Annotated in this window: 19 protein-coding genes; 16 read left to right on the top strand and 3 right to left on the bottom strand. The window is 74.0% G+C overall.

Annotated elements, in window-relative coordinates; genetic code table 11:
• The first annotated feature begins 256 nt into the window (after positions 1-256).
• Genes EV383_RS17935 through EV383_RS17920 form a run of 4 tightly spaced genes read left to right on the top strand, consistent with a single transcriptional unit; the run spans position 257 to position 3,759 of the window.
• Positions 257-364, top strand: a complete 108-nt coding sequence (locus tag EV383_RS17935) for an SDR family oxidoreductase (RefSeq protein ID WP_207223570.1) — start codon at positions 257-259, stop codon at positions 362-364.
• Between the two features lie 38 nt (positions 365-402).
• The gene (locus EV383_RS17930; RefSeq protein ID WP_130290975.1) at positions 403-1,233 is read left to right on the top strand and encodes a hotdog domain-containing protein; all 831 of its coding nucleotides are present in this window, start codon (positions 403-405) and stop codon (positions 1,231-1,233) included.
• Positions 1,234-1,288: 55 nt separating this feature from the next.
• Entirely contained in the window at positions 1,289-2,977 is a 1,689-nt protein-coding gene (locus tag EV383_RS17925) for an AMP-binding protein (protein WP_242623173.1), read from the top strand.
• On the top strand, positions 2,974-3,759 hold the full coding sequence (locus tag EV383_RS17920; protein WP_130290974.1) for an enoyl-CoA hydratase/isomerase family protein: 786 nt from the start codon (positions 2,974-2,976) through the stop codon (positions 3,757-3,759). Before EV383_RS17925 ends, EV383_RS17920 begins: the two co-directional genes overlap by 4 nt.
• 129 nt (positions 3,760-3,888) lie before the next feature.
• Here the strand turns inward: EV383_RS17920 and EV383_RS17915 are convergent, their stop codons facing one another.
• Positions 3,889-4,608: a GntR family transcriptional regulator gene (locus EV383_RS17915; protein WP_207223569.1), complete on the bottom strand. Its 720-nt coding sequence runs from the start codon at positions 4,606-4,608 to the stop codon at positions 3,889-3,891.
• A gap of 96 nt (positions 4,609-4,704) precedes the next feature.
• Between EV383_RS17915 and EV383_RS17910 the strand changes: the two genes are divergently transcribed.
• Both EV383_RS17910 and EV383_RS17905 read left to right on the top strand, forming a co-directional pair.
• Positions 4,705-5,334, top strand: coding sequence for a 5-oxoprolinase subunit B family protein (locus EV383_RS17910; protein WP_130290973.1), 630 nt, complete (start codon positions 4,705-4,707; stop codon positions 5,332-5,334).
• Positions 5,335-5,364: 30 nt separating this feature from the next.
• Positions 5,365-6,225 (top strand): 5-oxoprolinase subunit C family protein, encoded by an 861-nt coding sequence (locus tag EV383_RS17905; protein ID WP_242623172.1) that lies wholly within the window; start codon positions 5,365-5,367, stop codon positions 6,223-6,225.
• Here the strand turns inward: EV383_RS17905 and EV383_RS17900 are convergent.
• Complete coding sequence (locus EV383_RS17900; RefSeq protein ID WP_130290971.1) at positions 6,222-7,481, bottom strand: NRAMP family divalent metal transporter; 1,260 nt, start codon at positions 7,479-7,481, stop codon at positions 6,222-6,224. The two genes, EV383_RS17905 and EV383_RS17900, sit on opposite strands and share 4 nt — an antisense overlap.
• Positions 7,482-8,034: 553 nt before the next feature.
• Positions 8,035-8,793 carry a FadR/GntR family transcriptional regulator gene (locus EV383_RS17895; RefSeq protein WP_207223568.1) on the bottom strand — a complete coding sequence of 253 codons (759 nt, stop codon included), beginning with the start codon at positions 8,791-8,793 and terminating at the stop codon, positions 8,035-8,037.
• A gap of 98 nt (positions 8,794-8,891) precedes the next feature.
• Here EV383_RS17895 and EV383_RS17890 point away from each other — a divergent pair, with 98 nt between their 5' ends.
• The 10 genes from EV383_RS17890 (at position 8,892) to EV383_RS17845 (ending at position 21,888) form a co-directional block, all read left to right on the top strand.
• A complete protein-coding gene (locus EV383_RS17890) occupies positions 8,892-10,115 on the top strand; it encodes an acetyl-CoA hydrolase/transferase family protein (RefSeq protein WP_130290970.1) in 1,224 nt (407 codons plus the stop codon).
• A gap of 23 nt (positions 10,116-10,138) precedes the next feature.
• Positions 10,139-10,915 (top strand): enoyl-CoA hydratase/isomerase family protein, encoded by a 777-nt coding sequence (locus tag EV383_RS17885; RefSeq protein ID WP_130290969.1) that lies wholly within the window; start codon positions 10,139-10,141, stop codon positions 10,913-10,915.
• Positions 10,916-10,931: 16 nt separating this feature from the next.
• Positions 10,932-11,768 (top strand): enoyl-CoA hydratase/isomerase family protein, encoded by an 837-nt coding sequence (locus tag EV383_RS17880; RefSeq protein WP_242623171.1) that lies wholly within the window; start codon positions 10,932-10,934, stop codon positions 11,766-11,768.
• The gene (locus tag EV383_RS17875) at positions 11,765-12,580 is read left to right on the top strand and encodes an enoyl-CoA hydratase/isomerase family protein (RefSeq protein WP_130290968.1); all 816 of its coding nucleotides are present in this window, start codon (positions 11,765-11,767) and stop codon (positions 12,578-12,580) included. The genes EV383_RS17880 and EV383_RS17875 overlap by 4 nt, the downstream gene beginning before the upstream one ends.
• Before the next feature lies 1 nt (position 12,581).
• Positions 12,582-13,493: a DUF7064 domain-containing protein gene (locus EV383_RS17870; protein ID WP_130290967.1), complete on the top strand. Its 912-nt coding sequence runs from the start codon at positions 12,582-12,584 to the stop codon at positions 13,491-13,493.
• Positions 13,490-14,482, top strand: a complete 993-nt coding sequence (locus tag EV383_RS17865; RefSeq protein WP_130290966.1) for a phosphotransferase family protein — start codon at positions 13,490-13,492, stop codon at positions 14,480-14,482. Before EV383_RS17870 ends, EV383_RS17865 begins: the two co-directional genes overlap by 4 nt.
• A 179-nt stretch (positions 14,483-14,661) precedes the next feature.
• The gene (locus EV383_RS17860) at positions 14,662-16,401 is read left to right on the top strand and encodes an ATP-binding protein (RefSeq protein WP_130290965.1); all 1,740 of its coding nucleotides are present in this window, start codon (positions 14,662-14,664) and stop codon (positions 16,399-16,401) included.
• The gene (locus EV383_RS17855) at positions 16,401-17,558 is read left to right on the top strand and encodes a metallophosphoesterase family protein (RefSeq protein ID WP_130290964.1); all 1,158 of its coding nucleotides are present in this window, start codon (positions 16,401-16,403) and stop codon (positions 17,556-17,558) included. Before EV383_RS17860 ends, EV383_RS17855 begins: the two co-directional genes overlap by 1 nt.
• Positions 17,558-20,869 carry an AAA family ATPase gene (locus EV383_RS17850; RefSeq protein WP_130290963.1) on the top strand — a complete coding sequence of 1,104 codons (3,312 nt, stop codon included), beginning with the start codon at positions 17,558-17,560 and terminating at the stop codon, positions 20,867-20,869. Before EV383_RS17855 ends, EV383_RS17850 begins: the two co-directional genes overlap by 1 nt.
• Complete coding sequence (locus EV383_RS17845) at positions 20,866-21,888, top strand: hypothetical protein (protein ID WP_130290962.1); 1,023 nt, start codon at positions 20,866-20,868, stop codon at positions 21,886-21,888. Before EV383_RS17850 ends, EV383_RS17845 begins: the two co-directional genes overlap by 4 nt.
• The last annotated feature ends 18 nt before the right edge of the window (positions 21,889-21,906 follow it).

The following is a 21,906-nucleotide window of genomic DNA, read 5'->3' as shown; positions in this document are numbered from 1 at the left end:
CATCGTGACTTCCGATCCGGCGTGGCCGAGCGAGCGTCACGATGTGGCGTTCCGGTCGGTCGGAACGTGACGCCCGATCGTCCGCGGGGGCGTCTCGACGGTCGCGTCTGCCCGGTGACCGGGGCGTCGTCGGGGGATCGGGCGGGCGATCGCGGTGCTGTTCGCGGCCGAGGGTGCGGTGGCGGTCTGCGCGGACCGGAGGACGACCCGCGGCGCAGTGCCTACGCCGGCGGTCGGACCCCGTTCCCGCGCCTCGGTGTCCCGGACGACATCGCGCACGCCGCCGGCGTTCCTCGCCTCGGACGAGGCGCGGTTCATCAGCGGCGAGAACCTGATGGTCGACGGCGGGTGGACCGCATCCTGAGCCCCGCGGGCCCGGCGGGGACGGCATACGGTGCCGGGATGAGTGATCGCCTCGTCGACGACGCCGCACTGCGCCCCGAAGGGACCGGCCTCCCGCACGGCGGCCCGGAGGAGCTGTTCGCGATCTCCACCGCGCCGGTCGAGGACGGGCTGACCGCGGGCTCGTTGCGGACCGGGTCCTGGCTGTGCGGCGACGACGGCCACCCGCTGTCCGGGGCGCTGGCCGTGCTGCTCGACGACGTGGTCGGCCAGGCCGCGTTCGCCTTCCGCCCGGCCGGCCACTGGGCGGTGACGACCGAGCTCTCGATCGACTTCCTGGCGCCGCTGCCGACCGACGGCACGCCGGTCACCGCGCGCGGCCGTCACCTGCTCGGCGACGACGCGGGTGGGGCGGCCGACGGCGACGTGACCGACGCGCACGGCGTCCGCTACGCCGTCGCGACCACCCGTACCTGCTACGTCCCCGGGGTCCCGCACGACGCGATCGACCCGCCACCGGTGCCGCCGATCGCCGACCGCGACCGGCCCCTGCCCGAGCTGCTGGGTCTCCCCGCCGACCCCGAGCCGGTCGTGCTGCGGCCGACGCAGCTCGTCGCGAACGTCAACGGCGTCGTCCACGGGGGCGTCGTCGCCTGCGTCGGGGAGATCGTGGCGCGCCGGGCGCTCGGCACCCCGTGGCTGCGAACGGCCTCGCTGCGCACCCTCTACCTGCGCCCCGCCGCCGGTGCGATCACGTTCGAGCCCGAGGTCGTGCACGCGGGCCGCTCGCTCGCCGTCGTCGTGGTGACGGCCCGCAACGAAGCGGGCAAACCGGTCGCGACGATCACCGTCGCCTGCCGGTCGACCGGCGCCGCCCCCGGTCGCGGCTGAGCGGTCACATGTGGTCTTGACCACACAACTTCCGGGATCGTACGGTCTTCCGCAAATGGTCAGACCACACCCGGAGGCCTCGATGGTCAGCGCCGAGATCAGCGGAGATCTCACCGTCTCCAGCCGCTACGACGACGAGTCGGTCCGCCGTTTCCGGGAGCTCGGGTACTGGCGTGACGGCTCGGCCGCGGCCCTGCTCGACCACTGGGCCGACACCACCCCGGACCGGCCCTACGTCTCCGACGGTGTCGCGGACCTGACCTACGGCGACACCCGCGACCGCGCCTACCGGCTCGGGGCCCGGCTGCTGGAGCTCGGGGTGCGCCCCGGTGACCGGGTCGTGGTGCAGCTGCCGAACTGGAGCGAGTTCATCGTCTCCTACCTGGCGTTGGGCCGGATCGGCGCCGTGATGGTGCCGATCATGATGGTCTACCGCGACGCCGAGGTGGAGCACGTCCTGGCCAACTCCGACGCCGTCGCCGCGATCACCACCGGCACGTTCCGCAGCTTCGACCACGCCGCGATGTTCCGTGGGCTGCAGAGCTCCTCGCCGTCGCTGCGGCACCTGGTGATCGCGCGGGCCGACCCGGCGCCGGGCGAGACGTCCTTCGACGAGGCGAGCGGCGCCGGTGCGGCGATCCCCGGCGCCGATGTCCTGGGCCCGTACCCGGACCCGGACCTCCCGCACGTGATCGTCTACACCTCGGGCACCGAGTCGACGGCCAAGGGCTGCGTGCACACCTGGAACACCCTGGACTTCAGCGGCCGCGGCCTGGCGACCGACGTGTTCGCGATGACCGACCGCGACGTCATGTTCATGCCGTCGCCGGTCGCGCACGCCACCGGCCTGGTCGTCGGTGTGCTCGTGCCGCTGACCGTCGGTGCGCCGACGCACCTGCTCGACGTGTGGGAGCCGACCGAGGCGCTGCGCCGTATCGAGCGCTACGGCTGCACCACCAGCGCGTCGGCGACGCCGTTCGTGCGGATGGCCCTGGACGCCGCCAGGTCCTCGTCGAGCGACATCTCGTCGATGCGGTTCTGGCTCTGCGCCGGAGCCCCGATCCCGCCGGCACTGGGCGCGGAGTTCTCCACGGCGTTCTCCGGTGGTCTGCTGATGCCGCTCTACGGGTGCTCGGAGATCATGGCCGGGACGTCGTGCCACCTGGAGGACCCGCCGGAGAAGCGGTCGACCTCGGACGGGTCCCCGGCGCTGGCCGGGGTCGAGATCACGCTGATGGGCCCGGACGGCGAGGACGCGGCCCCCGGCGAGGAGGGCGAGATCTGCTACTGGGGCCCGGGCGCGATCCTCGGCTACTGGCGCGAGCCCGAGCGCACCGCGGCGACGATCGACTCCCGCGGCCGGCACCACACCGGCGACCTCGGCCGCGCCGACGCCGACGGCTTCGTCCGCGTCACCGGGCGGCTCAAGGACATCATCATCCGCGGCGGCACCAACATCAGCGCCGGCGAGGTGGAGGGGCATCTGTCCGCGCACCCGTCGGTGGCCGGGGTCGCCGTCGTCGCCTACCCGGACGAGCGGATGGGCGAGCGCGCCTGCGCCGTCGTCGTCCCGGCCGACGGTGCGACGCCGACGCTGGAGGAGCTGACCGGGTTCCTGCGCACCGAGCGGAGGATCTCGCCGCAGAAGCTGCCGGAGAAGCTCGTGCTGGTCGATCAGATGCCGATGACCGCGACGGGCAAGGTGCAGAAGTTCCGCCTCCGCGAGCTGGCCGCCGGAGCGTGAGCGGCCCGGTCGTCCTCACCATCCGCGACGGCGTCGGACACGTCACGCTGGACCGCCCGGACCGCGGCAACCCGTTCGACGTGGAGTTCTGCACGGAGCTGAGCCGGGTCGCGACCACCTGCGACGAGAGCCGTGACGTCCGCGCGGTCCTGATCGACGCGGCCGGACCGTACTTCACCGTCGGCGCCGACCTGAAGACGATGACCCGCGACCGCGACGACCTGCCGGTGTTCATCAAGAACGCCACGGTCGGGTTGCACTCGGCGATCTCGCGGTTCGCGCGGATGGACGCGCCGGTGATCGTCGCGGTGCACGCGCTGGCCGTCGGCGGGGGAGTGGCGCTGAGTGCGGCGGCGGACTTCTGCCTGGCCGCGCGGTCGGCACGGTTCTACGCCGCCTACACCGGGATCGGCCTGCTCTGCGACGGCGGCGGGTCGACGTTCCTGCCCCGGCGGATCGGCGCGCGACGCACCGCGGAGTTCCTGATGCGCAACCAGACCTGGACGGCGGCGCAGGCCCACGAGCGCGGCCTGGTGTCCGACGTCGTCGACGACGGGGAGCTGCCCGGCGCGGCCCTGGCTCTGGCCGCCGAGCTCGCGCAGGGGCCGACGAGGTCGTTCGGCGAGATCAAGAACCTGCTGCTGTCCACCTGGGAGCAACCGATCGAGGCGCAGATGGAGCTGGAGGCCCGCGCGATGGCGCGGGCGTGCCGCACCGAGGACGCCTGGGCCGGTGTCACCGAGGTCGCCGCGCGCCGGGTGCCCCGGTTCCAGGGCAGATGAGGCCTGCTCGCTCGACATGATCGACGTCCGAGGTCACCCTCGGGCCACCGGTGGCTCGGACCCGACCACAGGTGTCGATCACGGTCGCTGCCCATGAGCGGCGCTGCCCGTGAGCGGCGCCGCCGGCGCTCAGGCTCGGTCTGCGGCGATCGCGGCGGAGTAGATGTCGAGGAGATGGCGCTCGGCCCGTCGCAGGTAGGCGTCCAGCTCGTCCGCCGCCTCGGTGAGCCGGCCCGACACGACCTGCTCGCCGAGCGCGAGGTTCGCCTCGACGTAGGGCTCGTGCAGCGCCCGGGGGTCGGACACCACGAGGAACGCCAGTCGCATCTCCGCGACCAGGGCGCGCATCGTCTCGTCGACGCGGGTGTTGCCGGCCAGTGCGGCGAGCGCGAGGTGGGTCTGGGCGTTCGCCGTGCCCGCGGCGCCCCAGTCGCCGGCGTCCGCGGCCCGTCGTCCCGACTCGGCGGCGGCCCGCACCGCGGCGGCGAGCTCGGGGTCGACCGCGTGAGCGGCGGCGTCGCGCACCGCGCCCACCTCGACGGCGCGTCGCAGCCCACACAGGTCGGACAGGTCGTCGCGGCCGAGGCGACGGACGAAGACCCCGCGGTGACGGTGGTGCTCGACGAGACGTTCCTGCGACAGCTTCTGCAGCGCCTCACGGACCGTGTTGCGCGACACGGCGAGTGCCTCCACCAGAGGCTCCTCTGCGAGCTGCATCCCGGGCCGGAGCTCGCCCTCGAGGACCTGTCCGCGGAGAAGGTCGGCCACCCGTTCCGCCGTCGATCCCACCTGGATCCTGCCGCGCTGCTGCGCGAGCGACGCCGTCCAGGTCGTCGTCAATGCCGTCACGCCGCCAGCATACGACAGGCCTCTTGTTGGATTGTTCAACGAAAAGTAGGTTCTGGTGGGGGAGAGGTGATCACCGATGACCGATCGTCCGACGCCGTGAGCCGGACGCTGCGCCCGTGTGGGGACCTGGGCCTGCTGGCCGAGGTCGACGACACCGCCGCCGTGACCGCGCTGCACGCCGCCCTGCGCGAGGAGATGACGGCCGGGCGGCTCGCCGGGGTGGCCGACCTGATCCGCGGCGCGCGCACCGTGCTGGTGCGGATGACTCCGAGAGCCGACGTGCGGGCGGTCGCGGCGGTCGTCGGCGAGATCGAGCCGGCGCCGCAGGCCGCTTCCGGGCCGGACCGGGTCCTCGACATCGGGGTGGTCTACGACGGGGACGACCTCGACGAAGTCGCCGCGCACACCGGGCTCACCGTGCCCGAGGTCGTCGCCGCCCACACCGGGCAGGTCTGGACGGTCGCCTTCGCCGGATTCGCCCCGGGCTTCGGGTACCTGCAGGGGACCGACGACCGCCTCGTCGTGCCCCGCCGCGACGAGTCCCGGATCAGCGTCCCGGCCGGTGCGGTCGCCCTCGCCGCACGGTTCAGCGGCGTGTACCCGCGACCGTCCCCGGGCGGCTGGCAGCTGATCGGGCAGACCGGCGAACGCATGTGGGACCTCGACCGCGACCCGCCGGCGCTGCTCACGCCCGGCACGCGGGTCCGCTTCCACGAGGAGGGCTGATCCGGCGTGCCGAATGACAGGACCGCTCTCGTGGTCGAGGCGACGGGACCGCAGGCCACCGTGCAGGACGCCGGACGGCCGGGGTACAGCGATCTCGGCGTGGGTGTGTCGGGCGCCGCGGACCGGGCTGCCGCCCGGCTCGGGAACCGGCTCGTCGGCAACCCCGAGGACGCCGCCGTCCTGGAGGCGACGTTCGGTGGCCTCGCCGTCCGGGTCCGCGGAGGGGCCACCGTCGCCGTCACCGGGGCGCCCTGCGAGGTGGTCGTCGACGGCCGTCCGGTCGGTCACCACTGCCGGGTGCGGGTGCCCGCCGGGGCCCGTCTGCGACTGGACGCCCCCGCGGCCGGGGTGCGGTCGTACCTGGCGGTGCGCGGCTCGATCGCGGTCGATCCGGTGCTCGGGAGCCGCTCGACCGACGTCCTGGCCGGGCTGGGGCCCGCGGCCCTGAGCGTCGGCGACGTCCTGCCCGTCGGCGCGGCGCGTGGCGTCCCCCCGGCCACGGATCTCGCGCCGGTCGCGTCGCCGCCCGCGGGGGACGTGTCGGTGCGGGTCGTGCTGGGCCCGCGTCACGACTGGTTCACCGCGGACGCGGTACAGGCGCTCCTGCGCACACCGTGGACGGTGAGCCGGGACAGCAACCGGGTCGGGATGCGGCTCGACGGCCCGGCCATGGAGCGCGCGGCCGGGTTCGCCGACGCGGAGCTGCCCAGTGAGGGCGTCGTCCGCGGGAGCCTGCAGATCGCCGCGTCCGGGCGTCCGACGGTGTTCCTCGCCGACCACCCGGTGACCGGCGGTTACCCGGTGGCCGCGGTCGTCCTGGACGCCGACACCGATCTCCTGGCCCAGGTCCGCGCCGGACAGCGACTCCGCTTCCGCGCGGTCGGGGTCTAACGGAAGATCGTCGGGAGCTGGGCCAGCGACAGCACCCCGGCCACGACGGTGAACAGCCATGCGGCGACGCCGATCCCGAGGAACCACGCCGGGCTGCGGAAGCCGCCGAGCAGGTCACGGCGGCGCCAGGCGATCCAGAGCATGAGGCCGAGCCCGAACGGTAGGATCAGCCCGTTGAACGCCCCCGCGAAGACCAGCAGTGCGGCCGGCGTCTGCCCCAGCACCAGGTAGAGGATCGTCGAGACGGCGATGAAGACGCTGACCGAGAGGTTGAACCGCTTCGCCACGAACGGCGAGAGCGTCTTGAGGAACGTTCCGGAGGTGAACGACGCACCGATCGTGCTCGTCATCCCGGCGGTCCAGAACACCAGCCCGAACAGGGCGATGCCGACGGGCCCGGCTGCGAACCCGAACGCCGAGCCGACCGGGTCGGACTTCGACATCTGCGCGCCGGCCGTGACCGCGCCGAGGATCCCCAGGAACAGCGCGACCCGCAGCACCAGCGTGACCAGGATGCCGTTGACCGACCCGCGGGTGATCGACGTCAGGTTCTCCCGTCCGGTGGTGCCCGCCTCCAGGAAGCGGTGCGCCCCGGCGTAGGTGATGTAGCCACCGACCGTGCCGCCGATCAGCGTCAGGACCGGCAGGAAGTCGAGCCCGACCGGGGCGACCGTGCGCAGCGCGGCCTCGCCGACCGGCGGGTTCGTCACGATCGCGAGGTAGAGGATGAGACCGATCTTGATCGCGCCGAGGACCAGCACGGCACGGTCGAGCGTCCCGTCCAGGGCCTTGTAGGTGAAGATCAGGATGCACAGGACGGCGCTGATCGACGCCCCGATGCGTGGGTCGAGGCCGAACAGGTTCTTCAGGCCCGCACCGGTGGCACTGATGTTGCCGATGCAGAACACGACGCCGCCGACGACGATCAGGCCGGCCAGCACGTAGCCCGAGCCCGGGATGACCTTGTTGGCCAAGTCCTGGGCGCGGAGCCCGGACACCCCGATCACCCGCCAGACGTTGAGCTGCACGGCGATGTCGATCAGCACGCTGGCCACGATCGCGGCGGCGAACGACGCCCCGTACTGGACCGTGAACGTGCCGGTCTGGGAGATGAAGCCGGGGCCGGCCGCGGACATGGCCATCAGGAACATGGCCCCGACCACCGCCAGGCTCCGCTTTGGGTTCACCGTGGGGCGGTCCGGACTCGCCGGTGCGGGCACCGGGTTCGAGGAACGGTCGTCGTCGGGCTGGGTCATCAGGGTCTCCTGACGTAGAGTCCATCGAACGTAAGGATTGTTCAACAATCCGTCAATACGACGACCGGATAGCTGTGATGTCGCCACCCCCGCTGCGTGCGCACCGAAGAGGTCGGCGCCGCCGCCGCTACGGGACGAGAGCCCCGCTCGCGCGAAGGAGGTGGTGGCCACGCTCCTCCGCCGCCGCTGGACGACAGCCCCTCTCGCGCGCCCGAGGTGGACGACAGCTCCGCTCGCGCACCCGGGTCTTGGGCGCAGAACACCCTGCGACTACGCGAGAGCTGCCGTCGTACACCCCAGTTGGACGAGAGCAGCTCTCGTCGGCCAGACGCTGGGTGAGAGCACCGCTCGTGCGCCACGGTTCATCAGGGCAATGCCTGCGCCGGCCGAGCGAGCGCTGCTGTCGTCCAGCCGCGTTGGACGAGAGCAGCTCTCGTCGGTCACGGGTTGGGCGAGGCGCACCCCTGGGGCGCGGGGCACCCTGCGGCTGAGCGAGAGCTGCTTCTGTACGCCCCTGTTGGACGAGAGCAGCTCTCGTCGGGCGGGGCGGGTGCTACTCCTCGTCGGGGAGGGCGATGGCGGTGCGGTCCTCGACGGCCAGGACGGCTTCGGCGTAGGCGTGGACGTGCCGGCCCATCCGGCGGACGGCGGCGTCCGGGTCGCGGTCGCGTACGGCGCGGGTGATGGAGCGGTGCGCGCGGACGGTGATGCCGCGGACCTCGTCGTCGACGAAGCCCTTCGTGGCGGTGGCGGCGAAGATCGCGCGCGAGAGCGCGGTCATCATCCCGGTGAGGATCTCGTTGTGCCCGGCCGCCGCGACCCCGACGTGCCAGTCCACGTTGGCCTGCAGGAACTCCTCCAGGCCGTCGGCGGCCACGATCGCGTCGTTGGCCGCATCCAGGACGGCGAGGTCGGCGTCGGTCCGGTGCAGTGCGGCGAGGCGGGCGCAGAACGGCTCGATCGCCTCGCGCGTCTCGTGGATCGAGGCCAGGCGCATCTGACGGCCGCGGATCAGCAGCTCGACGGTACTGGCCACCGACTCCTCGCCGGGGTGCTGGACGAACGCGCCGCCGTTGCGCCCGGCACGGATCCGGACCAGGCCCTGGACCTCCAGGATCCGCAGCGCCTCCCGCACGGTGGTGCGGCCCATCCGGGTCTGCACGACGAGCTCGCGCTCCGGTGGCAGCGGGGTGCCCTCGGCGTACTCACCGGACAGGATCCGCTCGCGCAGCTCGTTGGCCAGGACGTCGGAGGCCTTGGGGACCTCCATCGGGGAGAGCCGGATCGCCGGGGGAGCGTCCTCTGCGGTCATCGGTGCCCCCGGTGCTGGTACTGGCCTGGATCAAAGGTCTGACCTAATGTAGCAAGCGTGCTGGCACGCAGGGTGACGTCGAGACCGGCGGCGCGTCGATGATCGACCTGGCGCCGTACGTCCCGGCCGGCTCCGGTCTCTGGTGGGGCCAGGCCGCCGCCGAGTCCGGGCCCCTGGTGGACGCTCTGCTCGACCAGGTCACCGCGATCGGCCCGTGCCGGGCGTTCTGCGGGCTCACCTGGAACCGCCGCGTCACCCATGAGCTGCCGGAGGCGTTGTCGCTGACGTCCTACGGCGCGCTCGGGGACCTGCGGGCGTTGTCCCGCGAGGGCCGCCTCGACGTCGTCCCGGTCCACTACTCGGGCCTGCCGCGCCTGTTCGCCGAAGGACTGTTGCCGAGCGACGTCGGGCTGCTGCAGGTCTCTCCGCCCGGCCCGGACGGCCTGTGCTCGGTCGGCATCGGCGCCGACTACGCCGCCGACGCGCTGCTGCACACCCCGACGCTGATCGCGGAGGTCAACCACCGGATGCCGGTCACCCGCGGCACGCCCGGCATCCCGGTCGAGCGCTTCGCGGCGACGATCGAGACCGACCGTCCGCTCGTCGCCGCGCCCGAACGCGAACCGGACGCCGTCGACGAGGCCATCGCCGGGCACGTCGTCGACCTGGTGGCCGACGGCGACACGGTCCAGATGGGGGTCGGTCCGCTGCCGACCGCGATCCTCGACGGCCTCGCCGGGCACCGCGACCTCGGCTTCCACGCCGGGATGGCGACCGACGCCGTGCTGCGCCTGGTCGAGAAGGGCGCGCTCACCGGGGCCCGCAAGGAGATCGACCCCGGTGTCGTCGTCACCGGGACCGTGATCGGCAGTATCGAGCTCTACGAGGGGCTGGACCGGATGCCGGTCGAGTTCCGCCCGGCCAGCTACACCCACAGCCCGCGGGTGCTCTCGCAGCTGCGGAGCCTGGTGTCGATCAACTCGGCGATCGAGGTCGACCTGACCGGCCAGGTCGGCGCGGAGGTGCGGCGCGGGCGCTACATCGGCGGAATCGGCGGGCAGGCCGACTTCTCCGGCGCGGCCGCGCGCACCGGGTCCCGGTCGATCATCGCGCTGCGCAGCCGTTCCGGCGACGAGCCGACGATCGTCCCGGTGCTGCGCGGCGGCGTGGTGACGACCGCGCGCGCCGACGTCGACGTCGTCGTCACCGAGTACGGCGCCGCCCACCTGCGCGGCGCCACCCCGGACCAGGCCGCGCGACGTCTGATCGCGATCGCCGCCCCGGAGACCCGCGACGAGCTCGCCCGCTCCCTCACCACCTGACCCGCCGACCGGAAGGAACCCCGATGTCCGACAACCCCGCCGTGACCTGGGAGAAGGCCGGCGACGGCATCCTGGTCGTCACCCTCGTGCAGCCCCCGGCCAACCCTCTCGGTCCGCCGATCATCGACGGGCTCGCCGCGGCGCTGGACGAGGCCGACCGGACCGGCGGGATCCGGACGGTCGTGGTCACGTCGGGCCTGCCGCGGTTCTTCGTCGCCGGCGCGGACATCAAGTACATGGCCGGCATCGACGCGGCCGGCTTCTCCGCCTACGGCGACCACCTGCGCGGTGTCCTGGACCGCCTCGCCGGGTCCGAGCGGGTCACGATCGCGGCCGTCGAGGGGCTGGCGCTCGGCGGTGGGCTGGAGCTGGCGATGGCCTGCACGCTCCGCGTCGCCGGCGCGGACGCGCGGTTCGGGCTGCCCGAGGTCGGGCTCGGCCTGATCCCCGGCGCCGGCGGCACGCAGCGGCTGCCCCACCTGGTCGGGCGCGGGCGGGCGCTGGACGTCATGCTCACCGCGCGCCAGGTCCCGGCCGACGAGGCGAAGGCGATCGGCCTCGTCGACCGGCTCGTCGACGCCGGGGCGGCCCTCGACGCGGCACTGGAGCTGGCCGGTGTGCTCGGGACGAAGTCCGCGGCCGCGCTGGGTGCGGTCGTGCGCTCCGTCGACGCGGCGTTCGACCGCCCGGCCGAGGGCATGCGCGTCGAGGCCGACGAGGTCGAGGCGCTGTTCGCCTCCGGCGAGGCCGCGGAGGGACTGGCCGCGTTCGTCGAGAAGCGCGCACCCCGGTTCGCCTGACCGTGCGGACGCGAAGGTGGCCACCACCGAGAAGAACGGACCGGCGATGACGCTGCCCGACCTCCGGACCCTCCGGCTCGCCCGGCCGCGCGAGGGCGTCGCCGTCCTGACGCTGTCGCGCCCGGACCGGCTCAACGCGATGACGAACGAGATGTTCCGCGAGCTCGAGGCCGTCGCGCTGCACCTGGGACGCGACGACGCGCTGCGCGTCCTGGTCGTCACCGGCGCCGGGCGGGGGTTCTGCGCCGGCTACGACCTCGACGAGGCCGAGCACCTCGCGGGCCTGACCCCGATGGGCATGATCGACCAGCAGGAGCTGGCCGTCCGCGCCGTCACCGCGCTGCGGGGGATCCGGGTCCCGGTGATCGCGGCGGTGAACGGCGCCGCGGCCGGGGGAGGGCTCGCGCTGGCGCTGGCCGCGGACTTCCGGTTCGCCGCCCCGTCGGCGACGTTCACGATCGCGTTCGTCCGGATCGGGCTCTCCGCCGGTGACCTCGGCACCTCCTGGCTGCTGCCCCGCCTGATCGGCCCCGCCGCCGCGGCCGAGTTCATCTACACCGGACGGACGATGGACGCGACCGAGGCCGAACGCCTCGGGCTGGTCAACCGCATCGTCCCGGACGACGGCCTGCTCGAGGCGTGCCTGTCCACCGCGGAGGCGATCGCGGCCAACTCGCCCGGTGGCATCCAGCTCACCAAACGCGCGTTGCAGGCGAACATGGAGAACGGCTCCTACGCCGCGGCGCTGGAGCTGGAGAACCGCGGTCAGGCACTGCTCACCCGCACCGAGGACATGACCGAGGCGCTCACCGCCCTGCGCGAGAAGCGCCCGGCCCGGTTCACCGGCCGATGACGACCTTCACCCCGCCGGCGCTGGACACGCTGACGCTGGAGATGCGGGACGACGGCGTCGCCGTCCTGACCCTGAACCGGCCGGACCGGGCGAACTCCCAGACCGTGGCGATGTTCACCGAGTACGAGACCGCCGGGTACGCGCTGCGCGACTCCGGGGCGCGGGCGCTGGTGATCCGCGGCGCCGGGGAGAAGGCGTTCTGCGCCGGGTTCGACCTCGCCGAGATCGAGGTCATCACACGGATGGGCGTGCGGGAGTTCCTGGCGTTCCAGGAGCTGGCTGCCGGCGGGTTCACCGCGCTGCGGAACCTGCCGTTCCCGGTGGTCGCAGCCGTGCACGGGCCCGCGGCCGGCGGCGGCATGTCGCTCGCGCTGGCCGCCGACATCCGTCTCGCCGCGCCCACGGCGAAGTTCGCGTGCTCGTTCGTCAAGGTCGGGCTCTCGGCGGGGGAGCTGGGCACGTCGTGGAACCTGAGCCGTCTCGTCGGACCGGGGCGGGCCGCGGAGATCGCGTTCACCGGACGGACCGTCGGCGCGGACGAGGCGGAGCGGATCGGGCTCGTCCACCGCGTGGTCCCGTCCGAGACGCTGTTCGACGAGGTGTTCGCGCTGGCCACGGCGATCGCGGCGAACTCGCCCGCCGGGGTCCGGATGTCGAAGCGGGCCCTGCAGAGCAACCAGGAGGTCGGCTCCTACGCCGCGGCGCTGGAGCTGGAGAACCGAGGCCAGGCGCTGATGACCAGGGGAGCGGACATGCCGGAGGCGCTCGCAGCCTTCCGTGGGCGTCGACCGCCACACGTCACCGGGAGATGAGATGGCCTTCTCGCCGAAGGACGACCTGCGCCACCGCCCGGTGCCGGGGAAGAAGATGCGCGACAGCCTCTTCTGGGAAATGATCATGCCGGACGAGCAGCTCGGCCTGCAGATCTACGTCTACCTCACCGACCGTGGCCGGACCGGCTACAACGTCGCCGTCTGGGGTCCCGGCGAGGAGCCGCTGGCGCTGGAGCTGGGCGGCGGCACGGTGGAGGACTCCGCCGATCTCGACGACTTCACGTTCGAGGGTCTGCACGTGCGCCAGCCGGAGTTCCAGCGCACCGCCGAGGTGCGCTACTCCCGCGGCGACGTCGAGGTCGAGTACTCCTTCGAGGGCATCCACGACGCGTTCAGCTTCCGCTCCAACCCGGACGGGCTGCCGTCCTGGTTCGCGGAGAACCGGATGGAGCAGACCGGTCGCGTCAGCGGGTTCCTGCAGGTCGGGGACCGTCGCGTCGAGTGGGACCGGCGGATCGCGCACCGCGACCACTCGTGGGGCGCGCGGAACTGGGCGGTCCCGCACCACTGGAAGTGGATCGTCGCCTACACCGACTCCGGGCGGGCCGTGAACGCCTGGATCTGGATCGCCAAGGGAGAGTGGGGCTTCGCCGGCTACGTCCTCACCGACGGCGTCACCGTCCCGATCTCGCACGTCGAGAGCAGGGCCACCTACGACGACGACATGACCCAGCGGCATCTCGACGCGGACGTGGTCACCGTCGACGGCGCCCGCACCCGCCTGGTCCTTGACCGCTACGCGCTGGTCAAGCTGCCGACCAACGCGCGCTCGGAGACCGAGATCTGGGAGGCCGCCTGCCACGCCACGATCGACGGCGAACCCGGCGCCGCGCAGTTCGAGACGCACTGGCCGTCGAGCTACCTGCAGCATCTGATCGAGGCGGGAGGGTGACCGCGGCCGTCGACCGCGACCGGCTCGGCGCCTTCCTGCGCACGCGCGGACTCGTCGACGGTCCGGTGACGGCGCGTCCGATCGGCGACGGGCACTCCAACCTCACCTACCTCGTCTCGGACGGGACGCGCGCCGTCGTCGTCCGGCGTCCACCCCCGCCGCCGACCCCTCCGGGCGCACACGACGTCCTGCGCGAGGCGATGTTCGTCCACGCACTGGCCGGCAGCGGCGTCCCCGTGCCCCGTGTCCTCGCCACCGCGGAGGCCGGTGATCTGTTCGACGTTCCCTGCTACGTCATGACGTTCGTCGACGGGCCGGTCGTCACCACCGCCACGCCGGAGGCGTTGGCGTCGTCGTCGGTGCGCCGCGGGATCGGCGAGTCGATGGTCGACACCCTGGCCGCGCTGCACGCGGTCGACCGGGCGGGGGTGGGCCTCGGGGAAGCCGGACGTCCGGAGGGCTTCAACGCGCGGCACCTGAAGCGGATGCGACGTCTCGTCGCCGGGCCCGACGGCGCGCTGCCGGACGGGTTCGCCGACGTCGACGCCTGGCTGGAACGCCACGTCCCGTCCGAGTCCGGCGCGGCGATCGTGCACAACGACTTCCGGCTCGGCAACCTAGTGATCGCCCCGTCCGCGCCCGGCCGGGTGGCCGCCGTCCTGGACTGGGAGCTGGCCACCGTCGGTGACCCGCTCCTCGACGTGGCCTACCTGCTCGCGTCGTACCCGCAGCCGGGGGAGCCGCTCGTCCCGACCGCGGAGATGGCCACCGCGGTGCTGGAGGACGGCTGGCCCGCCCGCGACGAGCTCGCGGCCCGCTACGCCGCCGCGACGGGCCGGGACCTGTCCGGGCTGGGCTGGTACACGACGATGGTGCTGTTCAAGCTCGCCGTCCTCTACGAGTACAGCCGCCGTCAGGGAACCGACCCCTACTACGCCGACCCGTCGCTGGTCCGGTCCTTCCTCGACGCCGCCCACAGGGCGACCTGACCTCCGGCTCGCGGCGCCGATCCGCACCCCTGCCCGCGATCCGCACCTCCTGCAGCCGGTGCGGATCGACGGAGGGGGTGCGGATCGGGTCGGGCCGGTAGGTGGCCCGGCCGGGGCCGGTGCCGGACTGTCGGGGGCGCGCACTACCGTCGGAGCCCGACGACGGTGAGGAGCAGTACATGGCGGACCAGGAGCCGGTCGGGCTCGTCGCCGGCACCGAGGACTCCACACCGCTGTTGTTCTCCGTCGGTCTCGCGCCGGGGCAGTACCTGCAGCTCGACGACGTCGTCGTCACCCGGCGCCCGGTCCCCGGCGTCGGTGAGGTGACCACGTCCGGCGTCGTCACCGAGATCCGCGCACGGCACGAGGGCGCCACCTACGGCTCCGACGTCTTCCTCATCGCCGACGGGGTGCTGCCCGCGCAGGTCCAGGAGATCGCCGAGATCACCACGACCCGGGTCGAGCCGGAGTGCTACGTGCCCCCGACGCCCGGGTCCCCGGCCCGGCGCGCCACCGGCGACGAGCGTTCCTCGGCGCTGTACTTCGACCAGATGGAGTCGACGGTCGCGGTCGGGCTGGGCCGCGACGGCGAGCCGATCCTGGTGAACCTGGAGTTCCTGGACGGCACCCGCGGCGGGCACGTGTCGATCAGTGGCATCTCCGGCGTCGCGACCAAGACCAGCTTCGCGCTGTTCCTGCTCTACTCGATCTTCCACAGCGGCGTGCTCGGACGGCGGTCGGTGAACGCGAAGGCGCTGGTGTTCAGCGTCAAGGGCGAGGACCTGCTGTTCCTCGACCGCGCCAACACCCGTCTCGACGACAAGCAGCGCGAGAAGTACCGGACGTTGGGCCTGCCCGCGGAGCCGTTCTCGTCGGCCGGGTTCTTCGCGCCGCCGATGCCCGACGACCCGTCCGGGCGCCCGCACGTCACGGGCCGCACCAGCGGCGTCACCCCGTTCTGGTGGACCCTCGCGGAGTTCTGCCGCGGCGAGCTGCTGCCGTACGCGTTCGCCGACGCCGAGGACGAGCGCAACCAGTACACGATGGTCATCCACCAGGTCGCCGCGCAGCTCAAGCGCGAGGCCGTCGAGGTCGACCAGGGCGCGGTCCAGCTCGGCGGGCGCACGATCCGGACCTACGCCCAGCTCGTCGAGTTCGTCTCCGACAAGCTCAACGACGAGGACGAGCGCCGCGACTGGGCGGGCCCCGTGACCGGCACCGGGACGATCAACGCGTTCCTGCGCCGCCTGCGGTCGAGCCTCAAGCCCCTGCGGACGCTGCTGCGCGGCGACCTCGCCGAGGTGGCGGGCCGCAAGGTCGGCACCGAGGGACAGCAGGTCACCGTCGTCGACCTGCACAACCTCCCGGAGCGGGCGCAACGCTTCGTCGTCGGTGTCGTGCTGGCCGCGGAGACCGCGCGCAAGGAGACGGCCGGCACCGGCGGCCTGCTGTTCACGATGATCGACGAGCTGAACAAGTACGCGCCGCGGGAGGGATCCAGCCCGATCAAGGAGGTGCTGCTCGACATCGCCGAACGCGGCCGGTCGCTGGGGATCATCCTGATCGGCGCCCAGCAGACGGCGAGCGAGGTGGAACGCCGGATCGTGTCGAACTCGTCGATCAAGGTCGTCGGGCGGCTGGACCCGGCCGAGGCCGGACGCCCGGAGTACGGGTTCCTGCCGCCGTCGCAGCGGGCGCGGGCGGTGCTGGCCAAGCCCGGCGCCATGTTCGTCTCGCAGCCGGAGATCCCGGTGCCACTGGCCGTGGAGTTCCCGTTCCCGGCGTGGGCGACGCGGCTGTCCGAGGCCGGTGACGAGCCCGTCGTCGCCTCCACGAACGGCCGGGGGAGCGCGACAGCCCGCCGCGACCCGTTCGCCCACCTGCCCACCACGACCGAGGACGACGACGCACCCTTCTGATGAGGATCCTGCACACCGCCGACTGGCACGTCGGCAAGACGCTGAAGGGCCGCAGCCGGCTCGAGGAGCAGGAACAGGTCCTGCGCGAGATCGTCGCGGTCGCGCGCGAGCAGGAGGTCGACGCCGTCCTCGTCGCCGGGGACCTCTACGACACGGCGGCCCCGTCGGCGGCGGCGCAGACCCTGGTCATGCGCACCCTGCTCGGGCTGGCGCGGGGCGGCACACCGGTCGTCGCGATCGCCGGCAACCACGACCACGGCCCGACCCTGGACGCCTACCGGCCGCTGGCGAACGCCGCGGACATCACGCTCGTCGGCTCCGCCCGTCCGGCCGAGAAGGGCGGGCTGGTCGAGATCACGGCACGCTCGACCGGGGAGCGGGCCCGGGTCGCGGTGCTGCCGTTCCTGTCTCAGCGCTACGCGGTGAAGGCCGCGGACCTGGTGACCCGCACGCCGGGGGAGAACACCAGTAGCTACGACCAGCAGCTGCGCGACATCCTGGGCGCGCTGACCGCGGGGTTCGGCGACGACACCGTCAACCTCGTGATGGCCCATCTGACCGTCCTGGACGGGGCGTTCGGCGGCGGGGAGCGGGCCGCGCAGTCGATCTTCGAGTACGCCGTCCCGGCGACGATCTTCCCGGTCGAGGCGCACTACGTCGCGCTCGGGCACCTGCACCGCCGCCAGCAGATGCCGGCCGCCTGCCCGGTGCACTACAGCGGAGCCCCGCTGGCCGTGGACTTCGGCGAGCAGGAGAACACGCCGGTGGTGTGCATCGTCGACGCGAGACCCGGGGTCCCGGCCAAGGTCACCGACGTGCCGATCACGTCCGGGCGGCGGCTGCGTACCGTGCGCGGCTCGGTCGCCGAGCTGGCGGCGATGGCCGGCGAGGTCGGTGACGACTACCTGCGCGTCCTCGTGTGCGAGCAGGCCCGGGCCGGGCTGCGCGAGGAGGTGAGCGGGCTGCTGCCGAACGCCCTCGAAGTGCGGATCGACCCGGAGTTCGCGGCGCCGGTGACGGTGTCGCGCCCGGCGTCGGGGCCGGAGCGGCACCCGTCGGAGCTGTTCGGCGAGTACCTGCGCAGCCGCAGCATCGCCGACCCCCGGGTGGAGAAGCTCTTCGCCCGCCTGCACGACGACGTGACGGGCGGCGCCTGATGCGCCCGGTCCTGCTGCGGATGGACGGCTTCGCCTCGTTCCGCGAGCCCACCGTCGTCGACTTCCGGGGCGCCGACTACTTCGTGCTCGTCGGGCCGACCGGCTCCGGCAAGTCCACGGTGATCGACGCGATGACGTTCGCGCTCTACGGCTCGGTGCCCCGCTGGGACGACCGGCGCACGGTCGGCCTCGCGCTGGCCCCGACGGCCGGGCGCGGCACCGTCAGCCTGGTCTTCGACCTCGCCGGCACCCGCTACGTCGTGGCCCGGGAGCTGCGCCGCACCGCCTCCACCGGCAACGTCACGGTCAAGGGTGCGCGGCTGGAGCGGCTCGTCAACCCTGAGAGCGACGGCGGCCCGGAGTCGGCGACCGAGCCGGTCGCGGACGGTGCGGCGACCGTGTCCAAGCAGGTGGAGGCCCTGCTCGGGCTCCCGTTCGAGGACTTCTGCACCTGCGTGGTGCTGCCCCAGGGCGACTTCGCCGACTTCCTGCACGCGGCGCCGAACGACCGTCAGAAGAAGCTCGAACGCATCCTCGGCCTCGACGTCTACGAACAGATCATGCGCCGCGCCAACGAGGACTCGAAGATCGCCGGGCAGCGGGCGGACCTGCTCGGCGAGCAGCTCGAGCGCTACGCCGACGCCACCGACGACGCCGAGCAGGCCGCGACCGTCCGCGTGACCGCGCTGGAGGACCTGGCGTCCCGTGTCGAGAAGGCCCTTCCCGAGCTGAGCGCTGCGGACACCGACCTCGCCGCGGCCGAGACGACCGTGACCCGGCTGCGCGGCGAACGCGACCTCCTGGCCGCGCTGCAGGTGCCCGACGGTCTCGCGGCGCTGGGCCTGCGCCGTCACTCCTCGGCCCGGGCGGCGGCGACGGCGCGCGAGCAGGCCGACGCGGCCGAGCGGGACGACCTCGCCGCCCGCGAGGCCCGCGACGCCGCGGCGCCGGAGCGCGGACGCCTGGAGCGGGTCCGCCGCGACCACGCCGAGCTGGCCGTCTTCGACGCGAAGCTACCGGCGCTGGTGACACGTCACGACGAGGCCGGTACCGGGGCCGCGCGGGCGGCCACCGACGCCGAGGCCGCCCGCACGGCCGTGGACACCGCGCGCACCGCCCGCGACGCCGCCGGCGACGCCCTCACCACGGCGCAGGAGACCCTCCGCCGCCTCACCACCGAGATCCGGGCACTGCGCACACCGTCCGCCCCCGGCGGCCTGGACGAGCTCGACCGCCGGAGGACCGCCGCCACCGTGGGGCTCGACGAGGCCACCCGGGCGGTGACCGCCGCCGAGGAGGCGGAGACCGCGGCGCGCGACGCCGCCGCGGCCGCACCGGACCGCGCCCCGCTGGAGCAGGCCCGCCGCGACCACCACGAGCTGGCCGCCGCCCGCACCGAGCGCGACGCCGCCGACGCCCGCCTGACCGCCGCCGAACGGGAGGCCGCGGTCGCCGGCGGAGCGCTGGCCGACGCCCGCGACCACCTCGACGCGGCGCGGGCCGAGCAGTCCGGCATCGAACGCACCAACCAGGCCGCGGTGCTGCGCCCGGCCCTGGCGGTCGGGGAGGACTGCCCGGTCTGCGCGCAGACCGTCGCCACGCTCCCGCCGCCGCTGCCCGGCGCCGACCTCGACGGAGCCCGGCACGCCGTCGACGCGGCCGACGAGGTGTACGAGCGGGCCCGGTCGGCGAAGACCGCCGCCGACACCGCCCGCGCCACCGCCGTCGCCGAGGTCGAGCGGGCCACCGCCGCGGTGGCGCGCCTGGAGGCCGCACTGGCCGGGCTGCCGGACCCCGACGGCGTCGAGGAGACGCTGGCCGGGATCGACCGGCTCGCCCGCGACGTGGACGACGCCGCCACCGCGGCCCGCACCGCACGGAGGGAACGGGACGCCGCCGCCGGCGTCGTGGAGTCGGTCCGCACCGACACCGCAGCCGCGGCCGCGCAGCTCGGAACGGCACGTGACCCGCTGGTCCCGTTCGGCGCCCCCGGTGTCGACACCGACGACGTCGCGGCCGGATGGCGGGCCCTCGTCGCCTGGGCGAAGTCGGAGGCCGCTCGCCGGGAGAAGGAGGCCGGCCCGGCGCAAGCCGCCACCGAGGCCGCGGAACGCGACCGCGCCGCGGCCGAGCAGGCGTTCGCCGACGCCGACCACGCCGCCACCGCACGCCGGCGCGACGAGACCGCCGCCGCCCGCGCCGAGCAGGAGGCGGCCGGTGCGCTCGCGACGGCGCAACGCCGCGCCGGCGAGCTGCGGACCTCGCTCGACGGCGAGCCCACCGACACCCAGGCCGCCGCCGAGCTGGCCCGGATCGACGCGCTGGACGCCTCCGCCCGGGAAGCCGACGTGGCGCTGCGTGCCGCCCGCACCGCGCTGCGGACGGCCGAGGAGGACGCGCGGGCGGGAGAACGGGAGGTCCAGCAGGCCTGGGACGCGCTGCGCGCCACCCGCGACCCGCTCGTGGCGCTCGGCGCGCCGGCGCTGGACGGCGACGAGCCGGCCGCCGCCGGAAAGGCCCTGACGACCTGGGCGACGCGCGAGACGACGGCCCGGGAGCGGTCGCTGGCCGACGCCCACGACGCCACCGACCACGCCCGCACGCACCGGGACTCGTTGCAGGAGCGGCTGGTCGAGGACCTGCGCACCCACGACGTGAGCGCCGGACCGGAACCGGCCCGCACCGCGCCCGCGGCGGTCGCCACGGCGCTGGAGAGCGCCCGCGCCGCCCGCGCCCGCGTCGTCGAACGCCGGGAGGCCGCCGCCGGACTGGTCGCCGACCGGGCGCAGGCCCAGGAGTCCCGCGAGGTCGCGAAGCTGCTCGGGGACCAGCTGCGTTCCAACAACTTCCCACGCTGGCTGGTCGCCTCCGCGCTGGACGCGCTCGTCGTCGACGCCTCGGCGAGCCTGGCGGACCTGTCCGGCGGGCAGTTCGAGCTGACCCACGACAAGGGCGAATTCCTCGTCGTCGACCACGCCGACGCCGACGCCCGCCGCCCGGTGAAGACGCTGTCCGGCGGGGAGACGTTCCAGGCGTCCCTGGCGCTCGCGCTCGCCCTGTCGGCGCAGCTGTCCGGGCTGGCCGCCCACGGCGCCCCGACGCTGGAGTCGATCTTCCTCGACGAGGGCTTCGGCACGCTCGACGAGGCGAACCTGGAGATCGTCGCGAGCGCGCTGGAGAACCTGGCCGTGCGCGGCGACCGGATGGTCGGGGTGATCACGCACGTGCCCGCGCTGGCCGAGCGGATCCCGGTCCGGTTCTCGCTGAGCCGCGACCAGCGCACGTCGAGCGTGGTCCGGGAGGGCGCGTGAGGTTCGCCGTCGACCCGTGGGACCCGACCTACGGCACCAGCCTGGACGTCGAACCCGGCACGGAGACCGGCGCCGAGCCGTCGAGTGCCGAGATCGACGTCGCGGTGGAGGTCCCGGAGGCGGCGTGGGCCCCGGTCGGCCACGGTTCCGGCGTCGTGCTGCCGGAGACGGTGCTGTTCGTCGACGGGGTCCGGCGGGTGGACGCCCAGATCTGGGTAGACGAGCCGGACGGCGTCGCCTCGCCGGCGTTGTGCGCCTCGTACGCGGCGGGAGTCGTGTGCTGCCGCGCGGGCGAGGTCGCACACCTGAGCACGTCGCTCGTCCGCCGGGCGCTGGTCACCACCCGGGCCGACGCCGAGGACGTGGTCACCACGGCCGGGCGGTACCGCGCGAGCGTCACCGCCGAGCGGGCCGACACCGCCCCGATGCAGGTGCTCTCGCTGGCCCTGCAGCGTGAGCTGGCCGAGGTGGAGCTGGTCGCGGCGGGCACCGCGCGTGACGCGCTGCCCGGCGGGTCCGACCTGCTGGTGGTCGACGGGCCGCTGCGCGGGCGCCAGCACCTGCCCCGGGTGCTGGGGTTCGTGAAGAGCCACCGCAGCGAGTACCTGCCCGCGCCTCTCGGCGCCGTGGTGTCGCGGCTGCGGGCGGGGGAGCGGACGCCGGTGTTCCGCGTCGGGACGTCCTGGTCGCGCTACACCTGGTACCTGCGCCTGCCCTGCGCGCCGGGCGCCCCGTGGGCCGGGGTGGTCCGCGTCGAGTGCGGGGCCGAGCTGCCCGCGGCGGACGCGATCACGATGGCGACGCTGTCGCAGGCGGTCCTGCCGCGCTACGCCTCCGTCGAGTACAAGGACTCCCGCGCCCCGCAGAACCTCTACCCGATCGCCGGGCTGGAACGTGCCCTGCGGAGGAGGCTCGGCGAGGTCCCGGTCCTCTACCGGGCCCTGCGCCGTGCCGCCGCGGGCCCGGCCGTCCCCGTCAGCGCAGGGCGACCGGCAGGCTCGCCAGGCCTCGGAGGGTGATGTTCTCCTTCCACACCG

Source organism: Pseudonocardia sediminis (assembly GCF_004217185.1).
Lineage (GTDB): Bacteria > Actinomycetota > Actinomycetes > Mycobacteriales > Pseudonocardiaceae > Pseudonocardia > Pseudonocardia sediminis.
Note: the sequence above shows the minus strand (reverse complement) of the source record. Positions and strands in the feature narration are given on the sequence as shown.